The sequence below is a fragment of the Opitutus sp. sgz309028 genome (assembly GCF_059821195.1).
In genome coordinates, this window is sequence record NZ_JCAMRR010000001.1 from 1,075,001 (window position 1) to 1,099,912 (window position 24,912).

At 64.2% G+C, this 24,912-nt stretch carries 26 protein-coding genes (1 of these 26 running past the window's edge); 12 read left to right on the plus strand and 14 right to left on the minus strand.

Annotation, left to right across the window (positions count from 1 at the left end; translation table 11 throughout):
- Positions 1-967, plus strand: the 3' portion of a protein-coding gene (gene accC, locus AC6RV7_RS04040; RefSeq protein WP_500092618.1) for an acetyl-CoA carboxylase biotin carboxylase subunit. It extends 398 nt beyond the left edge of the window; 967 of the gene's 1,365 nt are visible here — the last part of the coding sequence; its start codon lies off the left edge, out of view; the stop codon is at positions 965-967.
- A gap of 67 nt (positions 968-1,034) precedes the next feature.
- On the opposite strand, the gene AC6RV7_RS04045 is transcribed toward accC, so the two are convergent.
- The 6 genes from AC6RV7_RS04045 to AC6RV7_RS04070 all read right to left on the minus strand — a co-directional run bounded on the left by AC6RV7_RS04045 (position 1,035) and on the right by AC6RV7_RS04070 (position 6,193).
- The gene (locus AC6RV7_RS04045) at positions 1,035-1,907 is read right to left on the minus strand and encodes a 50S ribosomal protein L11 methyltransferase (protein WP_500092619.1); all 873 of its coding nucleotides are present in this window, start codon (positions 1,905-1,907) and stop codon (positions 1,035-1,037) included.
- A complete protein-coding gene (gene purN / locus AC6RV7_RS04050) occupies positions 1,904-2,494 on the minus strand; it encodes a phosphoribosylglycinamide formyltransferase (protein ID WP_500092620.1) in 591 nt (196 codons plus the stop codon). The genes AC6RV7_RS04045 and purN overlap by 4 nt, the downstream gene beginning before the upstream one ends.
- Positions 2,495-2,599: 105 nt before the next feature.
- Entirely contained in the window at positions 2,600-3,754 is a 1,155-nt protein-coding gene (dnaJ, locus tag AC6RV7_RS04055; protein ID WP_500092621.1) for a molecular chaperone DnaJ, read from the minus strand.
- 62 nt (positions 3,755-3,816) lie between these two features.
- Positions 3,817-4,392 carry a nucleotide exchange factor GrpE gene (locus tag AC6RV7_RS04060; RefSeq protein WP_500092622.1) on the minus strand — a complete coding sequence of 192 codons (576 nt, stop codon included), beginning with the start codon at positions 4,390-4,392 and terminating at the stop codon, positions 3,817-3,819.
- 17 nt (positions 4,393-4,409) lie between these two features.
- Entirely contained in the window at positions 4,410-5,216 is an 807-nt protein-coding gene (locus AC6RV7_RS04065) for a hypothetical protein (RefSeq protein WP_500092623.1), read from the minus strand.
- Entirely contained in the window at positions 5,216-6,193 is a 978-nt protein-coding gene (locus AC6RV7_RS04070; protein WP_500092624.1) for a type I phosphomannose isomerase catalytic subunit, read from the minus strand. Before AC6RV7_RS04070 ends, AC6RV7_RS04065 begins: the two co-directional genes overlap by 1 nt.
- A gap of 103 nt (positions 6,194-6,296) precedes the next feature.
- Here AC6RV7_RS04070 and AC6RV7_RS04075 point away from each other — a divergent pair, with 103 nt between their 5' ends.
- A complete protein-coding gene (locus AC6RV7_RS04075; protein WP_500092625.1) occupies positions 6,297-8,777 on the plus strand; it encodes a DNA translocase FtsK in 2,481 nt (826 codons plus the stop codon).
- 117 nt (positions 8,778-8,894) lie between these two features.
- The gene (locus AC6RV7_RS04080) at positions 8,895-9,689 is read left to right on the plus strand and encodes a helix-turn-helix domain-containing protein (protein ID WP_500092626.1); all 795 of its coding nucleotides are present in this window, start codon (positions 8,895-8,897) and stop codon (positions 9,687-9,689) included.
- Positions 9,690-9,839: 150 nt separating this feature from the next.
- Here AC6RV7_RS04080 and AC6RV7_RS04085 read toward each other — a convergent pair whose 3' ends face one another.
- From AC6RV7_RS04085 to AC6RV7_RS04100, 4 genes are read right to left on the minus strand one after another with little or no spacing between them, the layout of a single operon-like run.
- Positions 9,840-10,469: a hypothetical protein gene (locus AC6RV7_RS04085; RefSeq protein WP_500092627.1), complete on the minus strand. Its 630-nt coding sequence runs from the start codon at positions 10,467-10,469 to the stop codon at positions 9,840-9,842.
- 18 nt (positions 10,470-10,487) lie between these two features.
- On the minus strand, positions 10,488-11,483 hold the full coding sequence (floA, locus tag AC6RV7_RS04090; protein WP_500092628.1) for a flotillin-like protein FloA: 996 nt from the start codon (positions 11,481-11,483) through the stop codon (positions 10,488-10,490).
- A 4-nt stretch (positions 11,484-11,487) separates the two neighbouring features.
- The gene (locus AC6RV7_RS04095; protein ID WP_500092629.1) at positions 11,488-11,952 is read right to left on the minus strand and encodes an NfeD family protein; all 465 of its coding nucleotides are present in this window, start codon (positions 11,950-11,952) and stop codon (positions 11,488-11,490) included.
- Complete coding sequence (locus tag AC6RV7_RS04100; protein WP_500092630.1) at positions 11,949-13,433, minus strand: NfeD family protein; 1,485 nt, start codon at positions 13,431-13,433, stop codon at positions 11,949-11,951. Before AC6RV7_RS04100 ends, AC6RV7_RS04095 begins: the two co-directional genes overlap by 4 nt.
- Before the next feature lie 79 nt (positions 13,434-13,512).
- On the opposite strand from AC6RV7_RS04100, the gene AC6RV7_RS04105 reads away from it, so the two are divergent.
- From AC6RV7_RS04105 to AC6RV7_RS04135, 7 genes are all read left to right on the plus strand, one after another.
- A complete protein-coding gene (locus AC6RV7_RS04105; protein ID WP_500092631.1) occupies positions 13,513-14,433 on the plus strand; it encodes an aldose epimerase family protein in 921 nt (306 codons plus the stop codon).
- 61 nt (positions 14,434-14,494) lie between these two features.
- Positions 14,495-14,923, plus strand: a complete 429-nt coding sequence (gene tatA / locus AC6RV7_RS04110) for a twin-arginine translocase TatA/TatE family subunit (protein WP_500092632.1) — start codon at positions 14,495-14,497, stop codon at positions 14,921-14,923.
- Complete coding sequence (locus AC6RV7_RS04115; RefSeq protein ID WP_500092633.1) at positions 14,920-15,207, plus strand: Smr/MutS family protein; 288 nt, start codon at positions 14,920-14,922, stop codon at positions 15,205-15,207. Before tatA ends, AC6RV7_RS04115 begins: the two co-directional genes overlap by 4 nt.
- The gene (locus AC6RV7_RS04120) at positions 15,204-16,451 is read left to right on the plus strand and encodes an alkaline phosphatase family protein (RefSeq protein WP_500092634.1); all 1,248 of its coding nucleotides are present in this window, start codon (positions 15,204-15,206) and stop codon (positions 16,449-16,451) included. The genes AC6RV7_RS04115 and AC6RV7_RS04120 overlap by 4 nt, the downstream gene beginning before the upstream one ends.
- Before the next feature lie 106 nt (positions 16,452-16,557).
- Positions 16,558-16,788 carry a hypothetical protein gene (locus tag AC6RV7_RS04125; RefSeq protein WP_500092635.1) on the plus strand — a complete coding sequence of 77 codons (231 nt, stop codon included), beginning with the start codon at positions 16,558-16,560 and terminating at the stop codon, positions 16,786-16,788.
- Positions 16,789-16,851: 63 nt separating this feature from the next.
- Positions 16,852-17,652 (plus strand): TIGR00266 family protein, encoded by an 801-nt coding sequence (locus AC6RV7_RS04130; RefSeq protein WP_500092636.1) that lies wholly within the window; start codon positions 16,852-16,854, stop codon positions 17,650-17,652.
- A gap of 99 nt (positions 17,653-17,751) precedes the next feature.
- A complete protein-coding gene (locus AC6RV7_RS04135; protein WP_500092637.1) occupies positions 17,752-18,288 on the plus strand; it encodes a DUF4199 domain-containing protein in 537 nt (178 codons plus the stop codon).
- A 142-nt stretch (positions 18,289-18,430) separates the two neighbouring features.
- On the opposite strand, the gene AC6RV7_RS04140 is transcribed toward AC6RV7_RS04135, so the two are convergent.
- On the minus strand, positions 18,431-18,616 hold the full coding sequence (locus AC6RV7_RS04140) for a hypothetical protein (RefSeq protein ID WP_500092638.1): 186 nt from the start codon (positions 18,614-18,616) through the stop codon (positions 18,431-18,433).
- Positions 18,617-18,720: 104 nt separating this feature from the next.
- Here AC6RV7_RS04140 and AC6RV7_RS04145 point away from each other — a divergent pair, with 104 nt between their 5' ends.
- Positions 18,721-19,650: a LysR family transcriptional regulator gene (locus AC6RV7_RS04145; protein WP_500092639.1), complete on the plus strand. Its 930-nt coding sequence runs from the start codon at positions 18,721-18,723 to the stop codon at positions 19,648-19,650.
- Between the two features lie 53 nt (positions 19,651-19,703).
- A complete protein-coding gene (locus AC6RV7_RS04150; protein ID WP_500092640.1) occupies positions 19,704-22,370 on the plus strand; it encodes a U32 family peptidase in 2,667 nt (888 codons plus the stop codon).
- Positions 22,371-22,388: 18 nt separating this feature from the next.
- Here AC6RV7_RS04150 and AC6RV7_RS04155 read toward each other — a convergent pair whose 3' ends face one another.
- The 3 genes from AC6RV7_RS04155 to AC6RV7_RS04165 form a co-directional block, all read right to left on the minus strand.
- Positions 22,389-22,706, minus strand: a complete 318-nt coding sequence (locus tag AC6RV7_RS04155) for an ElaB/YgaM/YqjD family protein (protein WP_500092641.1) — start codon at positions 22,704-22,706, stop codon at positions 22,389-22,391.
- Between the two features lie 26 nt (positions 22,707-22,732).
- Entirely contained in the window at positions 22,733-22,942 is a 210-nt protein-coding gene (locus AC6RV7_RS04160; RefSeq protein WP_500092642.1) for a DUF3185 family protein, read from the minus strand.
- Between the two features lie 156 nt (positions 22,943-23,098).
- Entirely contained in the window at positions 23,099-24,910 is a 1,812-nt protein-coding gene (locus AC6RV7_RS04165) for a sensor histidine kinase (RefSeq protein WP_500092643.1), read from the minus strand.
- Positions 24,911-24,912: the final 2 nt, after the last annotated feature.

Below are 24,912 nucleotides of genomic sequence, written 5' to 3' on the forward strand. Positions count from 1 at the left end.
TTCCGACGGACCCGTCGAATCCGAGGCCGACGCCGTGAAGGTTGCGCGAAAGATCGGCTACCCAGTGATCATCAAGGCGGTCGCCGGCGGCGGCGGCCGCGGCATGCGGATCGCTCACAATGACGTTTCCTTTGCCAAAGAATACCACGTCGCTCGCAACGAAGCGGAAAAGGCGTTCGGCAACGGCGCCGTCTATATCGAGCGCTACATCGAGCGGCCCCGTCACATCGAGTTTCAGGTGCTGGCCGACGGCCACGGCAAGACCGTTCACCTCGGCGAGCGCGACTGCTCCGTGCAGCGCCGCCATCAGAAGCTAATCGAAGAGTCTCCCTCACCCTTTCTTACGGCCGATCTGCGCAAGAAGATGGGTAAGGCCGCCGTTCGCGCGGCCGAGGCCGCCGAATACGAAAACGCCGGCACGATCGAATTTCTCGTCGATGCCAAGGGCAACTTTTACTTCATCGAGATGAATACTCGCGTTCAGGTGGAACACCCTGTGACCGAGGAAGTTACTGGTATTGATATCATCAAGCAGCAAATCCGTATCGCGAACGGCGAGAAGCTCGATTTCGACCAGGGCGACATCAAAGTCGACAAGCACGCGATCGAGTGCCGCATCAACGCCGAGGACCCCGCACGTAACTTCGCGCCTTCGCCGGGCACAATCGGGCTTTATTACGCGCCCGGCGGCCACGGCGTCCGCGTCGACTCCCATGTCTACAGCGGCTACACGATCCCCCCGTATTACGATTCGATGATCGGCAAGCTGATCTGCTTCGGCTCGACCCGGAAAACCGCGTTGGAGCGGGCCTACCGCGCGCTCAGCGAATATCTGATCCGCGGCATCAAAACCACCATCCCGCTGCACAAGGCAATTATGGCTGACCCCGTCTTCATCGAAGGCAAGGCCACCACCGCCTACATGGAAGACTTCATGAACCGGACCCCTCCGGATCTGTTTTCCTGATCAAGACTTAACAAAAAAGGCCGCGACCACGCGGCCTTTTTTTATGTCCGTCCGTTTCCAGCGCGCCTCAAGGGCGCGTCAGCACCACGTCGCTCCACTCCCCCAGCGTTTGCGACGTAAACTTCCAATCCGGCGCGACTTCTCGAAAGGCCGTGATGACCTGCTCCCGTTCCGCGCTGAGAATTCCGCTCAAGATCAGTGTTCCCTGAGGCGCGACCGACGCCACCAACACCCGCCGAAACTCGATCAGCACATTCGCGAGGATGTTGGCCATCAAGACATTCGCCTCGACGCCCGCGAGGCCGCTCACGAGGTCGTCCACGGAGAATCGCACGCTCTTCTCCAAGCCGTTGAGCGCGGCATTTTCTTCGCTCACGCGCACCGCTTCCGGATCGTTGTCGAAGCCGCGCACATTGGAAAATCCCAGTTTCGCCGCCGAAAGTGCCAGAATCCCCGAGCCACACCCCGCATCGACCACGCGCCCCTTTGCGCCCGTCCGCGTCGCGATTTCCACCAATCGCTCCACGCAGAGCCTTGTTGTCTCGTGGTTTCCGGTCCCAAAGGCCAGTCCGGGATCGAGCCACAGCACGGCGTCGCCCGCGGGAAGTTGAAAAGTCTCTTGTTCCCAGATCGGAACCCAGTGCAACCGCCCGAATTGCCAGGCGTGAAAGTGAGCCTTGTAGCTATCCCGCCACTCCGCCTCGGCCAGGGTTTTCAGCTCCAACGTCGCCTTCGCTGGCAACTCCAGGATTAGCGGTTGTAGGCCCGCCCAACTCTCCTGCGCCTGCGCTTCTGTTTCGAAAATTCCGACCAACCACGCGCGTTTCGCCAGGATGTCCTCCACGATGCTCCAGAGCTCGAAGGACTCCTCGAGCAGGATGTCGTTGATGGCATCGGCCAGCGCCGGCGACACCTCCACTTTCGCCTCGATCAAGCTCATGAACGGCCTCCTTCGCGCGGCTCGCTAAGTTGCGCGATCACGCGCGGCAGCAACTCGTGCTCCGCGGCATGCACTTTCGCGGTCAGCGTCTCCAGCGAATCGCCAGACTCCACACGAACCGCCGTCTGATCGAGGATCGGTCCGCCGTCGACCTCCTGCGTGACGAAATGGACCGTGCAGCCCGTCACCTTCACGCCGCGGCGCCACGCCTGACCGATCCCATCGAGCCCGGGAAAGCTCGGCAACAAACTCGGATGCAAGTTGATGATCCGTCCGGAAAACGCGTTCAGAAATCCCGGCTTCAACACCCGCATGAAGCCCGCGAGCACCACCAAGTCCGGCGCGCAGGCGTTGATCGCCGCGATGTAGCGCGCCTCGCCCTCGCCTTCGAGCTTGGTTTTGAACGGCGCCGCATCGAGAAAGGAAGCCGGCACGCCATATTTCTCCCCCAGCGCAAGGATCCCCGCGTCGGCTTTGTCGGCAAAAATCTGCACGACTTTCGCCCGACCGAGCCGCCCGCTCTGCTGGGCCTCCAATATCGCCTGCGCGTTCGAACCGCGTCCGGAACCAAGAATGACAACACGCATACAGCCCGCCAACAATCAGCGGCGAGCCGCGGCTGGCGATGACATTCGTGCACCGGCGCACGACCCCTGCGCCGCTGCGCAGAGGTCTCAATACCTGCGTTGATTCTAGAAGAACTTCTTCGCCTTTTCGAAAAAGCTCTTGGACGTCGGCTCGTTGGCGTCGCCGCTCACCCGCGCGAATTCCTCGAGAATCTTCCGCTGCTCCGAGCTCAGCGACTGCGGCACTTCGACGTGCACGCGCACCAGCTGGTCGCCTTGGCCGCCGCCTCGAAGCGAAGGCATGCCTTTATCTCTCAGCCGGAAAGTCGTCCCGCTCTGCGTTCCCACCGGGATTTTCAACGACGCCTTTCCGAACAAGGTCGGCACCTCAATCGTGCCGCCGAGGCTCGCCAACGTGAACTTGATCGGGATTTCGCAAAACAGATCGTCACCTTGGCGCTCGAACAGCTCGTGCTCCTTCACGGAGATCACGATGTAGAGATCGCCGGTCTGGCCGCCGGCCACGCCCGCCTCGCCATTGCCGGTGGAGCGTAAACGCGAGCCGTTGTCGACGCCGGCGGGAATGCGAACATTCAGCTTCGTCGTCTTCAGAACGCGACCTTCGCCGCGGCAGGCCGTGCAGGGTTTTTCAACCCGTGAACCGCTGCCGCCACACGTCGGGCAGGTTTGCGTGAACGTGATGATTCCCCCCGAGCGACGCACCTGCCCCGCCCCGCGGCAGGTCGGACAGGTTACCCGTTTCGAACCCGGCTCCGCGCCGGAGCCGTCGCAGCGCTCGCAGGTGACGTGCTTGCGAAACGAAATCTCCCGCTCCGCGCCGCGTGCGGCTTCTTCAAGCGTGATCTCCAGATCGTAGCGCAAATCCGCCCCATCCTGTCCGCCGCCGCGCCGGCCACCGCCGCCGAACATTTCGTCGAAAATCCCGCCACCCATTCCGCCCTGCTGGCCGAACACCTCGCGGAAAATGTCGAACGGATCGTGAAAACCGCCGCCGCCCATCCCTCCGGGGCCGCGCGGCATGCCCGCACCGGCGCCCTCAAACGCCGCGTGACCATAGCGATCGTAAGCCGCGCGTTTTTCAGGATCCTTCAGCACCTCGTAGGCGTGAGAGATCTTCTTGAACATCTCCTCCGCCTCCTTGTTACCGGGATTCTTGTCCGGATGATACTGCACCGCTTTTTTGCGGTAAGCTTTCTTCAGTTCCTCTTCCGACGCGCCTTTCTGCACGCCGAGCAACTCGTAGTAGTCTTCTTTCGCCATGGCTGGAGGGTGGCCGCTCCGGCTGTCGGAGCGGCAAACAGGTCACGATGCGGTGCGCCCGATCAGGCGTTTGCCTCCTGGGCTGCGCCGCTCGAGACGACCACCGCGGCCGGTCGCAGCAAACGTCCGTTCAGTGAGTAGCCCGTGCGGACGACCGTCACGACATGCCCATCGGCGATCTCGGAGCTGGGGCTCATCGAGAGCGCCTCGTGCAAATTGGCATCGAAAGCCTCGCCGGCCGGATTGATTTCCTTCAAGCCGTGGCTCGAGAGCGCATTCTTCAGCTGCGTCAGGATCATCTCCACGCCGCCGGTGAGATTCTCCAGATTCGCGCCCGGCTGCTTCGCCGCGTTGATCGCCAATCCGAGGTTGTCCATGATGGGCAACAAGTCCTCGAGCACGCCGGACGCGGCAAACTGCCGGAGATCGTCCTTCTCGCGGGCCGTGCGACGCCGGAAATTTTCCAGATCGGCCACCGCGCGGAGGTAGCGGTCGTAATTGTCGGCTGCCTCTTTTTTCGCGGCCGCCAACTCGCCAGCGACCGCCGCCTCGGACGCAGCGGCGTTCGCCGCGGTGTTGGGCGTTTCGTTCGGATTCGTGGGGAGCGGGTTAAAGGTCTCGGAGGATTCAGCAGGCATAGGAAACGGTGATTAAACTACGGCTTTTTGCTTTCTTCAAGTGTCTCAAAAAAACCCTTCACCGCTTCTCCGGTGCGACGACCCGCATTTTTCAACATCTCCGCACCCGCCGCCGCCGTTTCGCTCAAACTCGATCCCAATTCACCAGGCAACAACACGCCCATCGCGGCCAGCGCCGGCTGCAACGGCCGCAATTCCGGCGTGGCGAGCAGCGCCGCCAGATCGCGCACGTCCGTGTAGCTCGCGTCCAGGCCGATCGTCGTCGTTTCCCGGCGCGCACCGCGGCCGCTTTCGTCGATGGCGACGAGTTCGCCGAGCTTGACGCGCAGGTGCCTGACGCCGATCCGACCCGCCGGCGCCGCGGTGACCGCGTTCGCGCGCGACGACGCGGGTCCGCGTTGCGCCGCCTTTTCGAAACGCTCGAAGTTCGATCCGGCGTCGCCTTGCACCAGCGTCACGCGCTCCATGTCGATCACGAGGGAATCGAGCGTCGGCTGCGCGGAAAACAACGCACCGAAGCCCGTCTCGACGCGAAACTCCCGCAGCCGCAGGAATTCGCGGGTCGAAAACGAATCAGGATTGCGCAGCACGAAATCCCGCACCTCCACGACCCCGCGAAACGGATCCGCAACGAGCATGCCCACCGTCGCGGGGAAGCCGGTTCGCTCCTCGAGCCGCGAGGTGAAAACCACCGGCAGAAACAACATCCACGCCAGCGCCAACGCCGCGAACAGCACGACCATCAGCACCACGAGCTTCATCAGCACGCCACCCGCACGTGCACGAGCGTCGGATTTCGACCAAGGCGCGCTCGTCCGCGGCATCAAACGAAGTTTTCCGTGACGAGCAGGATCGACGTGCTGACCGCCGAAAACGTGAACGCACCGGCAAACGGCAGCAGGACGTTCTCGCCCGCGGCCACCGTCGGACCGAAGGGCGCCCGGCTGGCCGAGCCGTTGTCCGCACTGCTGCGTACTGATCCGCTCACTACACTCAGGATTCGCGGCTGTTCGCCGGCCGCGATCGACAGCCGCTCGCCCGCGCCGAGCACCACGCGGCGAATCGTGAATTCCGCGCACTCCGCGATCACGCCCGAGGTCGGCGCGCCGCGCACCGGCACGGGTTCGAAATCGTCCCACTGAATCGAACGCAGCGACTGCTCGATGTGCAGCTGGCGCGGCTTGCCGTCGAGTCCGACCCGGCCCCAATCGTAAACGCGATAGGTCGTGTCCGAGTTCTGCTGGATTTCGAGGATGAGATTGCCCGCGTCGATCGCGTGCACCTGTCCGCTGTGCACCAGGATCGAATCGCCCGCGGCGACCCGAAACTGGTGAATGCATTTCTCCAGCGTGTTGTCCGCGATCGCACGCTCGAACTGCTCGCGTGTCACGCCGCGTTTCAATCCGACCATCAGGTGTGCGTCCGCCGTGGAGTGCGCGATGTACCAATTTTCGGTTTTCGGTTCGCCCTTGAGTTCGGGCGCCACCGATGCCGGCGGGTGCACCTGGAGGCTGAGCCGCTCGCGACAATCGAGCCACTTCACCAGAATCGGAAACGGTTTTTCGGCCGGCCATTTCGGCCCCATCACCTCCGCGGCCCGCGTGCGAATCAGCTCGCGCAGGGACGTTCCTTTCAAGGCGCCCGCGCGCACCACGGACTGCGCCTCGGCGCGGTCGACGATCTCCCAGCTTTCGCCAATCGGACGCTCCGGCGGAAGCTCGCGCTCAAACGTGCTCTCGAGCACGCGACCACCCCAAACCCGATCTTGGTACAGCGGTTCGAAACGTAGGATCTCTCGCATAAAAATTTGGATAAGTTTGGACCGGGCTCCTGCGGGGAGATTTACATTTGACGGGTCAGGAGGTTAGCGTGGACTCCGAACTATTTCCGGTCGGTTCACACAAATGCCCAAGTCCGAGACTTCAAACTCAAACAGCGGCCCCTCCTTTCAGGCCCCGCGCTACCGCCCCAACTGGCTGGCCGCTGTCATCTGCTTCGTGCTGGGACCGTCCCTCACGGTGGCGCTCGTCGATTACACCCCGAATCAGGTCACGCTCAACAGCACGCACGCCACCGCCACGAACATCGTGGGCGTCTTCGGCGCGAATTCCGTCTGGTGCTCGCTCTACACGCTCGGTTTCAGCACGTGGCTCATCCCGGTTTTCCTGTTCTGGATGCTCTACGTTTCGATCCGCAATCCCCGCCGCCTCTCCGCCTCGCGGCTGGTGGCGATGCTGATCGCGCTCATCTCGCTCTCCGGGCTCGCCGCGATGTTCACGAGCTTTTCGCCCAGCGCCTATTTCCCGCAAGGCCCCGGCGGACTCATCGGTTCGGTGCTTTACGAACGCGCGCTGGAAAACGCCATCGGTCCGTTCGGCTCGGGGATGCTGCTCTCCACGATTTATCTCTGCAGCCTTGTTTTCATCTTCACCAAGGACATCGGCGGCGAGCTGGAGCGTTACCTCTCCGCGTTTCACGCGTGGCGTGACGCCCGCGCCAAGCGCAAGGCGGAACTCGCCGAGCTCCGTCAAAAAGCCCGCGCCGAACAGGCGAAACAAAAGGCCGCTGCCTCCGCCGCTCCCACTTCCGCCACCGCCGCGCCGATCGGCCCCGCCGCCAAGAAAATCACGTTGCCGAAATCGGCCGACGAGCCCCTCGCGAAACCCGCGGCCGTTGCGGCCACAGCTATCGAAGCGCCGCCCGCGAAACCCGAGCCGAAGGTCCCCGCGCTCAAGCTTTCCTCGAAAACCAGCGAGGCCGCCACCGCCACGGATACCAAGCCACTCGCGGTCGCCGCCGGAAAACTCGAGCTCAACATCGTCAAACCCGAGGAAACCCGAAAGTCGAAGGCCGCCGTTGCGCCCGCACATGGCGACGATCAGAATTACGAGTTTCCTCCGCTCACGATTCTCAAAGAGCAGGTGAAGCCCGTCGCCGCCAACAGCGAGGAGGAACACCGCCGCAACGCCGAAAATCTGCTGCGCATCCTCAGCGAATTCGGCGTAGAAGTTTCGCTCGGCGAGATCCACGTCGGTCCCGTCATCACGCGCTACGAAGTCGTCCCCGCGCCGGGCGTGCGCGTCGAGAAGATCGCCGGCCTCGACAAAAACATCGCCCTCGGCATGCGCGCGCAGTCCGTGCGCATCCTCGCGCCGATTCCCGGCAAGGCCGCGGTGGGCGTCGAGGTGCCCAATCAGCATCCCACGCCCGTCGGCATGCGCGAGATCCTCGAGAGCGACGACTGGAGCGGCGCCCGCGCCGAGCTCCCGATCGCGCTTGGCAAGGACGTTTCCGGAAAGCCGCTCATTTCCGATCTCACGAAGATGCCGCACTTGCTGATCGCCGGCGCGACCGGCTCCGGCAAATCCGTCTGCATTAACTCCATCGTCGCCTCGATTCTCTACAGCGCGTCGCCGAAAAACGTCCGGCTGCTGATGGTCGACCCGAAGGTCGTCGAGTTGAAGGTCTTCAACTCGCTCCCGCACATGCTGATTCCCGTGGTCACGGAGCCGAAGAAGGTCCCCGCCGCGCTCAAGTGGCTCCTCGCCGAAATGGAACAGCGCTACCAGATCTTCGCGAAGTGCAATGTCCGCAATATCGTCGGCTTCAACTCGCGCAAGAAGAACGCCAAGTCCGAAGAGTTCCCGCCACCCGAAACGCAGCCGTCGCTCGAGGGCATCAATCCGCCCACGGACGACATCGAAGTGCCGGAGCGGCTGCCTTACATCGTCGCCATCATCGACGAGCTCGCCGATCTCATGATGGTCGCGCCCGCCGAGATCGAGACGTCCATCGCTCGCCTCGCGCAGCTCGCCCGCGCCGCCGGCATTCACCTGATCATCGCCACGCAGCGGCCGTCGGTGAACGTCATCACCGGCGTCATCAAGGCCAACCTTCCTTCGCGCATCGCCTTCCAGGTCGCCTCCCAAGTCGACTCGCGCACCATCCTCGACACGAAGGGCGCGGATACGCTGATCGGTCGCGGCGACATGTTGTTCTCGCCCCCCGGTTCCTCGCGGCTCGTGCGCGCGCAGGGCGCGTTCGTCTCCGACGAGGAAGTCATCGAGCTCGTCGAATTCCTCAAACGCAACGGTCCGCCGCAATACGCCCAGTCCGTCCAGCAACAAATCGATCGCGCTGCCTCCGAGGGCGAAGACGGCGACGGCGAAGACTCCGATTTGGGCGACGACGAGGATCTCTACAACCAGGCGCTCGATGTCCTGCGCTCCTCCAAGCGCGCTTCGACGTCCATGTTGCAGCGTCGACTCCGCATCGGCTACAATCGGGCCGCGCGCATCATGGAGATCATGGAAGAAAAAGGCATCGTCGGTCCGGAAAACGGCTCCAGCCCGCGCGAAATCCTCGTCGATCTCGATTCACTCTGATGTGAGCCACGAAATCCGCCGAAACGTGAAACCCCTCCCGTCGCGGTGATTTTTCTTTCGTCTATTTTGTGTCTTTCGTGGTGACTTGCTGGTGGTCCACTTCTAACTCCAAATCCCATGCAGACGATCGGCGAACGCCTCGAGGAAGCACGCAAGAAGAAGGGCATTTCCATTCGCGAAGCGGCTGAGGCCACCAAGATCCGCGGCGATTACTTGAGCCGGTTCGAAAACAACCAGTTCGATATCAATCTGACCGAACTCTACGTCCGCGGTTTTCTGCGCACCTACGCGCAATTCCTCCGCCTGCCCGCGGACCGCATTCTCAACGACTACGCCGCGCTCGGTCGCGGCGAGTCGCGTCCGCGCCAGCCGAGCCGCGAAGTCTACGGCCGCATGGACGTTTCGATCTCCTCGCCGGACGAACGTACAGAGAGCGTCGCTGCGAGCGAGGAAACGCCTCCCGCGATTGCACGCCGCAATCCCGCCGCGCCCCGCCGCGCCGCCGCGGTCAGCAATCTCGATCCCGCGCTCGTTTTCAAAATCCTCAAGATCGCCGGCATCGTCGTCGTCGCCGCGCTGATTCTCTGGGGCATTATCGCGCTCATCAGCGCCGCGCTGGGCGATCGTCCCAAAAATACCGAGGGCCCTGCTCCCGCGATTTCTGCGAATCAGTCCACGATCAAACTCGTGGCCCTCGACCGTCTGAGCGTCACCGTCCGGCGCAAGAACGCCGACAAATCCGATGGCGAAATCCTTTTCCAGGGCACGCTCACGGCAGGACAAACCCAGGTCGTGGCGCGTCCCGGCCCCATCTACATCGCCGTGAATCCCGCGGAAAAGCTCGAGATCGAGGTCAACGGCAAGCGCTACCCGACCGGCTTCACCGGCTCGCAAAAACTCCAGATCGAGTGAGCGAGCGCGCCCGCGAGCGCATTGAGGCTGAAAGTTGAAAGGAGAGCGATCGCGCCCTGGTGCGAAGCTCCCCGCGCTCAACCTTCAGTCCGCAGCTCCGTCCCCCGCCTCTAGCCTCTAGCCTCCGCCTCTAGCCTTTAGTCCACAATTTCACCTCAAGCCCACCGGCGGGCCGAGGACTTCGCGCAACAGGATCACCCGCTTCAGCTCCGCGGGATCGCGCAGCTGCTGCCGCAGATCGCGGCGACCCACCACGATCGGTCCCGTCGCTGATTGAGTGCGTTGCTCGCGACGCCGCGCGACCTCTTCCGCGCGCCGCAGTTCGGCGGCGCGTGCGGCCTCCAAGGCGCGCATTTCCTGCTCAAGCTTCCGCTGCCGTTCCAGCGCGGCCGCCTCCGCCGCCGGGTCGGCTTGGGGGAACGAACGCTCCGACGCCTCTTCCAGCTTTCGCACGAGCCTCCGCATCGGGCCGTTGAGCGGATCGAGCGGCGGGGGCTGCGGGACGGGCATCAACGGCGGCGTATTTTCGCGACCGACGGGAACGGTGTTCGTCTCCCGCTCTTCAAAGACGCGGCCCTGCCGCTCCGCGATCTTGCGGCGGATCTCCTCCTGGATCCGCCGCGTGCGCTCCGCCTCCTCCGGATCCTGATCGAACGTCGGCGCCGGCTTCGGCGCCGCCTCCTCGCCTCCACGTAACGTGCGAAACACGGTCCGCAGCAGCGAGAAGGCCGCCAGCGCGAGCACGACCACCAGCCCGAAGTTCTCCAGTATCCACTTCATTGTGACAGCGACCGGGGCTTACTTTTCCGGCTTCGCGATCGAACCGCGCATGGCCGTGTCGGCCTGCACGTTCTCCATCCGGTAATAATCCATCACGCCGAGCCGGCCGGAGCGAAACGCCTCCGCCATCGCGAGCGGCACCTGCGCCTGCGCCCGCACGACCTCGGCCTGCATTTCCTGCACGCGCGCCTTCATTTCCTGCTCGACCGCGACGGCGGCCGCCCGGCGGATTTCCGCCTGCGCCTGAGCGATGCTCTTGTTCGCCTCGGCCTGCGCTTCCTGCAGCTTGGCACCGATGTTCTCGCCAACGTCCACGTCCGCGATGTCGATCGACAAAATCTCAAATGCCGTTCCGACATCCAGGCCGCGATGCAACACCGTCTTCGAAATCGCGTCCGGACTTTCGAGCACGGACTTGTAGCTTTCGGCCGAACCGATCGTGGAAACGATGCCCTCGCCCACGCGCGCGATGATCGTGTCCTCTTTCGCGCCGCCGACGAAACGGTCCAGATTCGTGCGCACGGTCACGCGTGCTTTCACTTTCACCTGGATTCCGTCCTTCGCGACGCCATCGATCGTCACGCGCCCGCCTTCCGGATTCGGGCAATCGATCACCTTCGGATCCACCGACGTGCGCACCGCTTCCTCGACGGATTTGCCCGAGCCTTTCGTCGCGAGGTCGATCGCGCACGCGCGCGACCAATCAAGCGCGATCCGCGCCTTCTGCGCGGCGATCAGCGCCTGCACGCACGCGATCACATTGCCGCCTGCGAGATACTGCGCCTCGATTTCGTCGACCGACAGATTGATGCCGGCTTTCGTCGCGCGGATGCGCGCATCGACGATCACGCCGTAGGGCACCTGCCGCAGCCGCATGGCGACGAGATTGAAGATGCTTACCGGGGCACCCGCCAGCAGCGCGCGCAACCACACGCTGAAAAACGAGATGATCAGGCCAACGATGATGAGCGCGGCAATGCCGAGCACGACCATTAAGATCAGAGTCAGATTCATGGGATTAAGTTTGGGATACGATCAGATGAAAATTGTCCACGCCGACCACGCGCACTTTCGCGCCCCGGGCGATCAGACCCGATTGCGAACTCGCCTCGTAGCGCCGGCCCTCCACCAGCACATAACCGCTCGGTGCCATCGTGGTCGCCGCCTCGCCGATCTTGCCGATCACACTCGCGTCGCCCGGCAGCGGTTGGCTGGCGGCGTCGATGGATTGTCGGAGGAAAAACTTTTTTCCGATCGCTGTTTTCGGCAGCAACGCGAACTCGATGTAGAGCGAAAGTCCGAGACAGGCGATTGCCACCAAGGTCGCCAGCCCGCCCGCCTTGGCGCCGTGTTGATAAAACGCCAAACCGATGCCCGCCAAAAGCGCCAGGCCGCCGAGCACGCCCAGCACGCCGCCGGGCACGATCACTTCCAGCAGGATCAACACGATCCCGAGCGCGAAAAGAAAAACCAGCGTGCTCATGCGTGGTCCTTCTCGACGATCAAACCGAAATCGCTCCGGCCCCGCACCACGATCGGCGTGCCCGCCGCGACGTCGCCGAGCGCGACGCTCGCCTCATAATGCTTGCCGTCAATCTCGACGCGGCCGCCCGGCCGCAGCGCACTCACCGCGACGCCGCGCGCGCCGATCAGCGGATCGCTTTCTCGCATCGCCGAGCCACCGCCGCTCGCATCCGCTGCGATCGCCGTTCCCAGCACCAGCCGATCCCAGATCCAGCCGTGCGGAAGGTAACGCGCCAGGCCCACTCCCAAGGCCACCGCGATCGCAACCCCGAGCGCCACGTTGAGCAACGGCCGGACAAATACATTCGCGTCGCCTACCACCGGCACCGCGTCCTTCGGCCACAAGTCCGCCATCGACCAGACCACCGAACCGAACATCAACACGAGGCCCGCGATCGCGAGCACCGCCACGCCCGGCATGAAAAACACTTCGATCGCCACCAGCAGCAACCCGAGGCCAAACACCAGCATCGGTTCGTGCCCCGACAGCCCGGCAACGTAGTTGCCCAGAAAAACCGTCGCGAGGCACGCGATTCCCACGATGCCAAAAATACCGAAGCCCGGCGTCTTGAATTCGATAAACAGCGCGAGCATGCCCAACCCCAGCAACACCGGCGACAGCGCGGTGAGCCAGACCGCCAGCTCCTCTGACCAAGTCAGCTCCATGTGCGACACGACGATTCCACTCGCGCCGAAACGCTTCGCGATCAAATCGTCCAGGTTCGCCGCCGTGCCGGCCGAGAGCAGCGCCTGCGGCGGATCGCCATAGGTCTTCGCCGCTTCGCTCGCCGTGAGCGAAAGCAGCTCGCCCTTCTCCTTGATGACCGTTTCGCCAATCTTCAATTCCTGCGCCGAATCGATCATCGCCGAAATCACCGCGCCGCGATAGCTGCCCTTGCCTTCACTCATCGCCCGCACGCGGGCTTTCAAATAACTCACGATCTTTAACCGCATCGTCGCATCGATCTCCTGACCGCCGACGGAAACCGGCGCCGCGGCGCCGATGATGCCGTCGGGCGCAAACCAAATTTCGTCGGTCATCCCGGAGATGAACGCCCCCGCGGAGATCGCCTCCGTATTCACAAAGGTGATCGTCTTTCCGGGAAACCGGGCGATCGCTTCCATGATCGAGAAGGTTTTGTCCAGCGCGCCGCCGGGCGTCTTCATATCGAGCACGATCGCGTCGGCCTTCAGATCGATCGCCTCCTTGATGCCGCGCCGCACCACATAAAGCACCGCGGAGCCGATCTGCTCGCGCACCGGAATCACAAAAACCCGCGCACCCTCAGCTGGCACCGCGGACTGCGCCGCCGGCTCCGCCGACGTCGGCGACGGCGCCACGGCTTCCGCCGCGACCGCAACCGACGCGAGGCACAGGAGCGAAAGCAGCCACGCACGCATCATGCCGCGGAGTAGAATCTTCGCACGCAGCAAGAGCAAGCCGGCGAATGCTCGAAAGGAACAGGCAGTTTCCATATTAAACACTTGGCGCGCGCGCTCGCGCGGAAAAGCTAGCCGCATGGACACTGTCGCCTACCAGGGCCAGACTTTGACGCGCTGGCGCGTCGGATCTTCGACTTTCCTCGCGCTGCCGGAACGTGGCGCGCGCCTGATGAACTGGCACGTCACCCACGGCGACGGCTCCGTGCGGGACGTGCTCTACTGGCCCGAGCAGGCCGATTTCGCCGACATCGCCAAGGTCCGCGGCGGCAATCCGATCCTGTTTCCTTTCAACGGCCGCGTCTTCGACCAGGGTGAAATTTTCTTCTGGCGTGCCGACGACGGCGTCCGCCGGCCGATGCCCATGCACGGGCTCGCCCGGCAGGGCGTTTTCAAGACGGTGTGGAGCGACGCGCGCGGTTTTGCGGCCCAATTTATTCCCGACGAGGAAGCGCGCGCCGCCTATCCGTTCGATTACGAGTTCACTGTCACCTACCGCTTCGAACCGCTCGGCTTCACCTGCGAGTTCAATCTGAAGAATCTCGGCAACGTGCCGCTGCCCTGGTCGGCCGGACACCATTTCTACTTCACCTTGCCGTGGAGCGAAGGATTGCAGCGCAGCGACTACGCCGTCCGCATCCCCGCCGGCGAACACCTTCGCCAGGACGGCGCCGGCCAGCTCGTCGCCGGTCCGAAAGTCCCGCTCGAGTCGAATCTCGCCGAGCCGGGGCTGATCGACACCCTCCACACGAAATTGCGGGGCAACGAAGCCGTCGTCACCGAACGCGGCCGCGGCGGCCGCATCGCGGTTCGGCTCGGCACCGCCAAAACGCCGCCGGCCGACGCGACCTTCGTGACGTGGACGAGCGACGAAAAGGCGCCGTATTTTTGCGTGGAGCCGTGGATGGGACCGCCGAACGCACCGGGACATCAACGCGGCCTGCAGCGGGTGCCGCCGCTGGAGACCGGCACGTTCACGGTCACTGTTTCCATCGAGTAGCAGTCCCGGCGAAAAACGCTTTTGCCCTTACCTTTTCACCGATTACGGCTCTGATTTTCCCATGTTTTCTTATTCGGTTCCTGTCGGCCTGCTAGGCGATATCGGCGGCGGGGAAATGATGCTCGTGCTGCTGGTCGTCCTGCTGCTTTTCGGCGGCGACAAGATGCCGCAACTCGCGAAGAGCATCGGCAAGTCGCTACGCGAATTCAAAAGGGCGGCCAACGAAGTCGAACGCGAGATCAAGCGCGCCATCGACGAGGTTCCCGACACCCCGGATCTCCGCACGACATTGCGTGAAGCCGTGGCGGACAGGCCAAAACCGCTCGCGCCCCCCGCCAAACCGCCGGCGCCCGCGGTTCCGGCGTCCACCGAACCGACGCCGGTTTCACCGGACGTTTCCGCCGATTCGGATCCGGCGACGGCTCCGAATCCGTCCTCGCCGGCGCCGTCGGCCCCTCCGCCCGTTCCTCCGGCACCGCCGGTCGCGTGAGCTGCTCGGCCGAATCGGACGCCCCCGTTCCGCTGCCCATCACGGGCGAGCTCGACCTGCACACGTTTCGCCCCGCGGATCTCGGCGAACTGATTCCGGCGTATCTTGCCGAATGCGCCGCACGGGGCCTTCGCGAGGTGCGCATCGTTCACGGAAAAGGCACCGGGACGCTGCGCACCACCGTTCATGCGCTGCTCCGACGAAATCCGTTGGTCCATTCGTTCCGGCTTGGCGACGAACACTCCGGCGCGTGGGGCGCCACGCTCGTTACTTTGAAACCATGAAGCGTCGTTTCCTCGCCGTGCTGGGATTGATGTGGCTGGCCGTGCTCCTCCCGGCGGCCGCCATCGCCGCTTCCTCGTCCGCGGGAGCGGCTTCACCTCTCATCCTGATTTCGCTCGACGGATTTCGTTGGGATTACTGCACCTTGTTTCCGAGGGAAACGCCGAATCTCCGCCGCTTGATGCGCGAAGGCGTGTCCGCCCGCAGTCTCATCCCGGTGTTTCCGTCGAACACGTTTCCCAACCATTACTCCATCGTGACGGGCTTGTATCCGTCGCACCATGGCATCGTCGACAACGACATGTTCGACGCGTCGACCGGACGGTTCTTTCATTATAATCAACCGGTCGCGCGCGACGACGTCTGGTGGCGGGGCGAACCCATCTGGGTCACCGCCGTAAAACAAGGTCTGCTCAGTGCGTGCGCTTTCTGGCCCGGCTCGGAGTCCGAGATCGCCGGCGCGCGACCGACGTATTGGAAACGTTACGACTACTCGATACCGTTCGAACGGCGGCTCGACGACGTCACGACCTGGCTCAGCCTGCCACCCGACGAACGCCCGCGCATCGTCACATTCTATCTCGAGGAAACCAATTCCTACGGCCACCGCTTCGGTCCCGACGCTCCTGAGATGGCAGAGGCGATTCGCCTCCTCGACGAACGCGTGGGGCGAATCGCCGCCCGCCTCGCATCGCTCGGTCTCGACGCCAATCTCGTCATCGTGTCCGACCACGGCATGACCGGTTGCGGACCGGATCGCGTGATTCTCTTCGACGACTATCTCGATCTCGAAAGCGTGCAGATCGATTTCGACGAATCGGTGGCCGGCCTGCGCCCGCTCCCGGGCACAAGTATCGACGCCGTGATGGCGCAGCTGAGAAAACTCCCGCCAACCGCACGCGCTTATCGCGCGACCGAATTGCCGCGCCGTTTCCACATCGACCCGCATGACCCGCGCAATCCTCCGATCTGGATCCTGCCGCAACCAGGCTGGAATATCCTGCGACGCGCGACATTCGAACGCTTCCGCGACCGCTTCTCCAAAGGCCAGCACGGCTACGATCCCGCGCTACGCTCGATGCGCGGCATTCTGATTGCGCATGGTCCGGCCTTTCGTCGCGACGGCGCGGTCGTCGATCCGGTGGAGAACGTCCATATCTACAATCTCCTGTGCGCCGCCGCCGGACTCCGGCCCGCGCCCAACGACGGCGATGCGCGCCTCGTGCGCGCGATGTTGAAGCGCTGAAAAATTTTCCCGGCGGTTTGCCGGACAGCGCGCAGGACGAGACCGCGCTGCAACTTTCCGCGGAGGGCTGTGTTCTTGCAGCATCGCAAACTCAAATCCCTCCGCCATGAATATCGTTTCCCTCCTCCTCCGCTTCAACGCCTTCTCCGCCGCCGTGTCCGCCTTGGCGCTGGCGTTCAACGCCCATCCCCTCGCGTTTTACTGCGTCGCCGCGAGCGCGTTTCTCCTCCTGATCGCGGCGGCCGATTACGCTCCGCCGGCCCGCCGTTGGGAACCCGCGGCCGTTCGCGCCCGCCTGCGTGCGCATCGCGAACAGTCGCTGGCGCTTGCCGTCTGACGGCACACGTCACCCGCGCGACAATATTGTCATTTCGTTTTTTGCCCGCCCATGCTCACGCCAATGAATTCGATGCACGTCATTGATTACAAAATCCACGGCGACGACATGCAGTTCGTCGAAGTCGAGCTCGACCCGCAGGAAGCGGTCGTCGCCGAAGCCGGCGGGATGATGTATATGGACGACGGCATCGCGATGGAGACCGTGTTCGGCGACGGCTCCCGGCAGAACTCCGGGCTCATGGGCGCGCTGCTCGGCGCCGGCAAACGCCTGCTCACCGGCGAGTCGCTGTTCATGACGGTGTTTCAAAACCGCGGCAGCGGAAAAAAGCGGCTCGCGTTTGGCGCGCCTTACCCAGGCAAAATCGTCCCGATGCACCTGGCCGACCTCGGCGGCGAACTGATTGCCCAAAAGGATTCGTTTCTCTGCGCAGCCAAGGGCGTGAGCATCGGCATCGCCTTTCAAAAACGACTCGGCGCCGGCTTGTTTGGCGGCGAGGGCTTCATCATGCAGCGTCTCACCGGCGACGGCTGGGCCTTCGTGCACGCGGGCGGCACGATCTACGAACGCCAGCTCGCGCCCGGCGAGCTGCTCCGGGTCGACACCGGCTGCATCGTCGCCTTCCAGTCTTCGATCGACTACGACATACAGCTGGTCGGCGGAATCAAATCCGCCCTCTTCGGCGGCGAAGGCCTCTTCTTCGCCACCCTGCGCGGGCCCGGAAAAATCTGGTTGCAATCGCTGCCGTTTTCCCGCCTCGCCGGCCGCATCGTCGCCGCGGCGCCGCAAACCGGACGCGGCGGACGCGAGGAGGGCTCCGTCCTCGGCGGCTTGGGACGCATGCTGGACGGCGACAACCAATAGGCGTTCGCGGGCACGCCGCAGGCGACCGCTCAACCCGCTCCCGCGCCGCCCGTCGCGGGCGGGATTGTTTTCCGCCGGCCGTTTGCTAATCTGCCGCGGATGAAAACCTACCTCACCTACGGCCTGGGGATCGCGGGCGCCGGGTTCTTGCTCAACCTCATCCTGTTCTTCACCGGCCATCACACCGAGCTCGAGAAAGTCGGTTCGGCCCAGACGATCGCCAGTGTCGTCGGTCTTCTGATCGCCATCGCCGGGCTGGGGTTGGCCATCCGCGCGCGGCGCAGCGAGGTTCCCGTGAATGAGGATTTTGGATACGGCCGTGCGCTGGGCGCAGGGATTATGACGTCGCTCGTTTCCGCCATCGCGGGCGCCATCCTGACCTTCGTCTACATGCACTTCATCAACCCCGGCTTCAACGACCTCCTCGTCCAGACGGAGATCAACAAATGGGAGTCCGCCGGCATGTCCCAGGCTCAGATCGATGCCGCCGAAGGCATCATGCGCAAGATGCTCCATCCCGTCGCCCAGGCGGCGTTCACTGTCATCGTCGGTGTGATTTTCGGGACCATCATCTCGCTGGTCCTCGCCGCCTTCATCCGGCGCCGAGCCTCGCTGCCGCCGCCGGTAGTGGCTTGAGCGTCTTCCGTCGGAAAAGGAAAAACGCGAGGAGCCCCTCGCGTTTTCCGTCTCGGCCCGCGATCGGTGTCGCTCGTTGCCGGGAAATAAAAAGGGGCCCGGATCACTCCGAACCCCTTGTTGTAGGAATACGTCTTTGACCTTATTCGCGGCCGAAGACCCGTTTCCAGTCGATGCGATATTCGAGTCCGATAAAGCCGACCAGCGCGAGAACGCTGGCGTAGCCAATCAGGGAATCCGCATCGAGGTGGGAACGGAGGGAAAGCAAGAGGGCGGCGACAGCGATGACGCTAGGGATGGCCGCAAGGACTAGTTTGTTGTTCTTCATGTGTGTCTTTCTGCCAACACCGACTGGTGTCGACGCCGTGATACTACACGAAGTGCTTCAATAGTTGAAATCGCGTTATCCTATCCCTTCTATCGTTAACGCCTATGGAGCTACATCAACTCCGCTACTTCGTTGCTGTCGCCGAAACCGGCAATTTCACTCGCGCGGCGCAACGCTCGAACGTAACCCAACCTTCGCTCAGCCAGCAAATTCTAAACCTGGAGCGCGAGGTGGGGCACAAGTTGTTTCACCGACTGGGTCGCAAGGCCGTGCTGACGGAGGCCGGAACCGTATTTCTGGAACGCGCCCGCCGGATCCTGTTTGAGGTCGAAAACGCCACCCGCGAGCTCAGCGATCATCCGGGGCTCGGACGGCGCATCCATGTGGGCGCAGTCCAGACCGTCATGCCCTACCTCGTCGCTCCTGTGATCGACCTTTGCCGCACCCGGTTGACCAATGTTCAAGTTAATGCCCGGGAGGATTTTAGACGCGACCTGATCGAGGCGGTGGTAGAAGGCGATGTCGATCTGGCCGTCGTCCCCATGCCCGTCAAAGACCATCGCGTCTCCATTGAGCCGCTACTCACGGAGCCCTTGTTGCTCGTCGTTGGCAAAGAGCACCCGTTCGCCACGCGGCCTGCGATCAGCCTCGAGGACCTGAGCGAAGAGACGTTCATCTCGCTCGGCGACATGAGCTCCCTCGCAGCCCAAACGCGGGTGTTTTTCGGCGATCATCAATTCGAGCCCCGCATTGGCTATCGCTGCGCCCAAGTCGCCACGTTGAAGCGCTTCGTCGCCATGGGCTTCGGCATCTCGATCCTGCCGCAAATCGCCCATCAGCCCGACGACCGCGATTCCCTGATTTACCTGCGCATCAGCGGCAGCGAGCCGACGCGCGAGATTGCCGTCGTGCGTCATCTGCAGCGTTACCAAAGTCGCGGCGCCGAACAGTTCCTCGCGGTGCTGCGCGAATACGTTTCCGCCAACCACACGCAGCATCCCTTTTCCGGACAAACCAGTCCCTCCGACGGCTGACGCACACCGGCGCGGTTGCGCTTTCCGCCAAAGCTCCAACGCTCTTCCGGTTCATGTCCGCACCCGCCACTGCCGCCCTTTCCTCCGCGCCGTCCGAGCTCGCGCTGCCGTCGCGCCCGCGCCGTCCGGAGTTGCTTGCGCCCGCCGGCGACTGGGAGTGCGCGCGCGCCGCGGTCGAAAACGGTGCCGACGCGATCTATTTCGGCCTGGAACGTTTCAACGCCCGCATGCGGGCGCACAATTTCACGCAAGCCGACCTGCCGGCGTTGATGGAATTTCTGCACCGCCGCGGGGTGCGCGGCTACGTGACCTTTAACACGCTCGTCTTCGCCAACGAGCTCGACGCCGCCGAAGACTACCTGCGCGCGATCATCGCCGCGGGCGTCGACGCCGCGATCGTCCAGGATGTCGGCATCTGCCGGCTCATCCGCGCGCTCTCCTCCGATTTTCCGATCCACTGCTCCACGCAGATGACGATCACGAGTTCAGCCGGCGTCGAATTCGCCCGCGATCTCGGCACACAACTCGTCGTCCTCGCCCGCGAAAACTCCCTCGCGGAAATCGAAAAAATCCGCGCCGCCCAGCTTGATCTCTGTCGCGCGGAGTCTCCCGCCCCCGCCGTCGATCGCAATCCCGACGCTGCCCACGGCGGGCTCGAGCGCCCCCGCCCTTCAACTCCACTCCCTCTGGAAGTCTTCGTTCACGGCGCCTTGTGCGTCGCGTATTCCGGCCAGTGCCTCACGAGCGAATCGCTCGGTGGGCGCTCCGCCAATCGCGGCGAATGCGCGCAGGCCTGCCGGCTGCCCTACGATCTGATTGCCGACGGTCACCAGGTTCCTCTCGGCGATCGCCGCTACCTGCTCAGCCCGCAGGATCTCGCCGGCATCGATGTGCTGCCACAACTCGTGAACGCCGGCGTCGCCTCGCTGAAAATCGAAGGACGGCTGAAATCTCCGGAATACGTCGCGAGCATCACGCGCGTTTACCGCCAGGCCCTCGACGGGCTGTGCGAAGCGCGAGGCTCAGCCCCGGATTCCGCCGGCCGGTATGAGCTGCAGATGGCCTTCTCCCGCGGGCTCTACACCGGCTGGTTCCGCGGCATCAACAATCAGGAACTCGCACACGCCCGTTTCGGCACCAAGCGCGGCGTGTTTCTCGGCGAGGTCGCGCGCGTCGGCACCGAATCGGTGACGCTGCGTCTCGCCGCGCCCCTCAAGCCGGGCGACGGCGTCGTGTTCGATGCCGGGCGGCCGGAGGAGCGCGAGGAAGGCGGACGCGTTTATCAGGTGGAATCCGGCGCGGGCGCGGAAGCCACGCTGCGTTTCGGGCAGGGAGACATCGACTGGCGCCGTGTGCGTCCTGGCCAGCGCATGTGGAAAACCAACGATCCCGCGCTCGACCGTCAGCTCCGCGCGACGTTCGAAGGCGAGAAGATCCGCTTTCAACGTCCGATCGCGATCGAGCTGCACGGCCACGCCGGCGCGCCGCTGACCGCAATCGCGCGCGATGAAGAGGGCCACGTTGCCCGGGCCGATTCCTCGATCCCGCTCGCCCGCGCGGAGAAACAGCCCTTCACGCCGGAACGCCTGCGCGAACAGTTCGGCCGGCTCGGCGGCACACCGTTCCGGCTCGGCACGCTCGTCTCGCAGCTCGAAGGCGACGTGATCCTGCCGGTCAGCGAACTCAACCGCGTGCGTCGCGAGCTCACCGTCGCCCTGGAGACGCTCCGGGCCGCACCGACCCGCTGGACGCTGCGTTCGCGCGAGCAAGTGGCGCCGCTTCTCCCCGGCCGACCGGAAATCCAGATTCCGGATACGGCTGGCGCCGCCGGCCTCGAGCTGATCGCGGTCATCCGCCTGCCGGAGCAGCTCCCCGCCGCGTGGGCCGCGGGCGCGCGGACGGTCTACTGCGAATTCGAGAATCCGAAACACTACCGCGATACGGTCGCGCGTTTCCGTGAGCTGCGGGCGCCCCTGGCGGCGGACGATGCGGCCCGCGCGTCCATCTGGGTGGCCGCGCCGCGCATCTTCAAGCCGGGCGAGGAGTGGATCCTGCAACAGGTCCGCTCCTGCGACGCCGACGGGTATTTGATCCGCAACTACGATCACCTCCGGTTCTTCGCGGCCGATCGCAAGCGCGGCGACTTTTCGCTCAACGTCGCGAATCCGCTCACCGCGGCGCACTTTTTGGAACGCCACGGACTCGAACGCGTGACCGCCAGCTACGATCTCAACATCGCGCAGCTCGAGGCGCTGCTGCAGTCTGCCCCGCCGTCGTGGTTCGACATCACGATCCACCAGCACATGCCGATGTTTCACATGGAGCATTGCGTGTTCTGCGCGTTTCTCTCCACCGGAAAGGATTATCGCGACTGCGGGCGGCCGTGCGACAAGCACCGCGTGGCGCTGCGCGATCGCGTCGGCGCGGAATTGCCGTTGCGCGCGGACGCGGGGTGCCGCAACACCGTCTTCAACAACCGCGCGCAAACCGGCGCGGAGTATGTCGAACGTCTCGCCCAGCTCAGCGCCCGCAGCTTCCGGGTCGAGTTCGTGAACGAATCGCCCGACGAGGTCGCACGCACGCTGGGCCGTTACCGCCAGTTGTTGCAGGGCGAGATCAGCGGCACCGAACTCTGGCGCGAGCTCAAGCTGCTCAACCAGCTCGGTGTCACGCGCGGCCAGATGGAAACCGCGCCGCAGGTCATTCAGCGGAAGCGCTGAGCGCCGCCGCGAGACCGGTCATTCCCGACCGCGGCTGAGGGCCGCGCCGACGAGAACGCCCACCCCGAGCGCCACCGCGAGCGACGCATATGGATAAGATCGGATCGTTTCGTCCGTCGCCCGGGCGCCGGCGACCACCTTCCGCCTTGCCTGCGAGTAGGTCTCGCCCATGCGCTCCTGCAGCGCGGCAAAGCGTTCGCGCAATTCCTGAAAGCGGCGCCCGCTGTGATCCGTGACCGGGCCGGCGATCAGCGCCTCCGCTTCCGCCATCAACCGGCGCATGTGCGCCATGATTTCGTCAGGACTTTCTGCCATCGATTCGGGTTTGTTTTGCATGATGACGAGACTTGAGTGAACCGCGCCTAGAAGGCATTGCGCCGCAGGAGCGAATAGAGTCCCCAAACGGCGGTCACGGTTCCCAATCCCAGCAGCCAGATCGGCCGGCTGGCGGGCTCGCGCACCGAAAGAGCGGTGAAATCCATCGGCACCGCCGCGACCACATGAGACTGCCAGCCATAGTAGAGTAGAACGACTCCCACGATCAGGAATACGAGCCCGAGCAGCCTTTTCATGTCGACTTTCCCATCATACGTCGTGCCAGCGGACGCGTCCTTCTACTAAGCGCTTTCAAATAACCGGCTACACGCGCCGACGACCCGCCCTGCCCGCCCGAGAGTCATGCAAGCTGCCACTCTCCCGCCCGCGATTGCGCATCCTGCACGATTCGCTCACGCCGGCGCCGGCGCCGCTCTCGGCAGTAAAAACTGAAACTCCGCCCCGCGGCCAGGCTCGCTGCTGCAGCTGATGGTTCCGCCGTGAGCCACCACGATTTCGCGCGCGATCGCGAGACCGAGCCCCGCGCCTTTCTTCGTCTGCCCGGGCGCGCGAAAAAAACGGTCGAACACGTGCGGCAAAACGTCCGCCGGAATCCCCGGACCGCTGTCGCGCACGGAGATTCGCACAAATCCGCTTTCCGCCATCTCCGCGCGCAGCCACACCTCACCGCCCGGCGGCGAGTATTTGGAAGCATTGGTCAACAGGTTCATGAAGACGTGCCGCAGCCGGTTCGCGTCCACCTCCAGCACGAGTTCGCGCAATGCCGGCTCGACCTGCACCGTCAACGTCTGCCCCGCAGCGCCAAAAAAGCTCCGCGCCTCGCCCGCCATCTCGTCCACCAACGCCCCCAGTTTCACCGGTCCTCGCTCCAGCAGTGTCGCGCCGGCCTCGAGTCGCGCGAGGTCGAGCAGGCTGTCGAGAATGCGGAGCAGACGATCCGCATCGTCCCGCGCGCCTTCCAAAAGCTCCTGCTGCTGGGCCGAGAGCGTTCCGACCTGCTGCTCGAGCAGCAGATACACCGCCATGCGCAAACTCGTGAGCGGCGTCTTCAGCTCGTGACTCACGGTGCCGACCAGATTTGTTTTCGCGTCGTCAAGCAGCCGGAACTTCGTGACGTCCTGCAACACCACTGCGGCGCCGTGAAACTCGGTCAACGCATCGCCGATCGCGAGAATGCGCGGCAGATAATGACGATCCTCGCGTCCGACCCGGACCGTGAGCACGCGCGCATAATCCGTCGGCAGGTAGTGCTCGCCGGTCTCGAGCACGCGCGCAAGCGGCGCCGCCAGCGCGTCCGGCAGACCGTCCGCAAACGCCGGCGTCCGCATCAATTCCTCCGCCGCCGGATTCCGCACCTCGTGAGTGCGGTCGGCGGCCAGCACGAACACCGGATCCGGTGCCGACGTGAGCGTCGCCTCCATCGTGCGCTGGGTCCGCAGCACGCGCGCCTGCGTCGCTTCGCGATAAGCCCGCAACTTCGCCGCCATCTGGTTGAACGCCTGCGCGAGCCGGCCCAGTTCGTCCCGCGACAGCACCGGCACTGTGCGATCCAGATCGCCCTCGCCCACCGCCACCGCGGACAACGTCAGCGCCTTGATCGGTTTCAGCAGCGAGGCGGCCAGCCTCCAGGCCACCAGCAGCGACAACAAAAACGCCACGATCATCGCCGTGTAAAGCACTCGTCCGGTGGTTTCCACCACGTGGTCCGCGCGGCGCGCCGTCTCCTGCGCCGCCGCAAAGTCGCGCCGATTCAAATCCTCGATCGCCGCCAGCACGCGATAAAGCGCGGTCTCGTTTCGTTGCAGCGCGTCGAGCGAGCCCGATCCCGCCCCGCTCAATAACACCTCGCCCTGCGAAACGAGTTCCGCGAATGCGTCATCGAGCCGTTGCACCAGCCCGGCTCGCGGCGAACCGGCGGAGCCGGCCGACTGCGTCATCAGCTCGCGGGTGAACACCGACCGGTGCTCCTCGAACTCGCGGCGCATCTCGAGCGGGTCGCCGCGCGGCCGCAGCGTGAACACCGCCGTCATCGACCGCGCCGCGGTGCGGAGCTGTTCGCACGCGAGAATGTCGCGGTAGTTCCGCACGAGGTCGCGTTGCAGCGATCCCACCAGTTCGCGCGACACCTGGATCGCATACAAGCCCATGGCGATCACGAGCAGCAGCAGGGGCAGCAAACCCAGATATAATCGCGTGCGCAGCATGG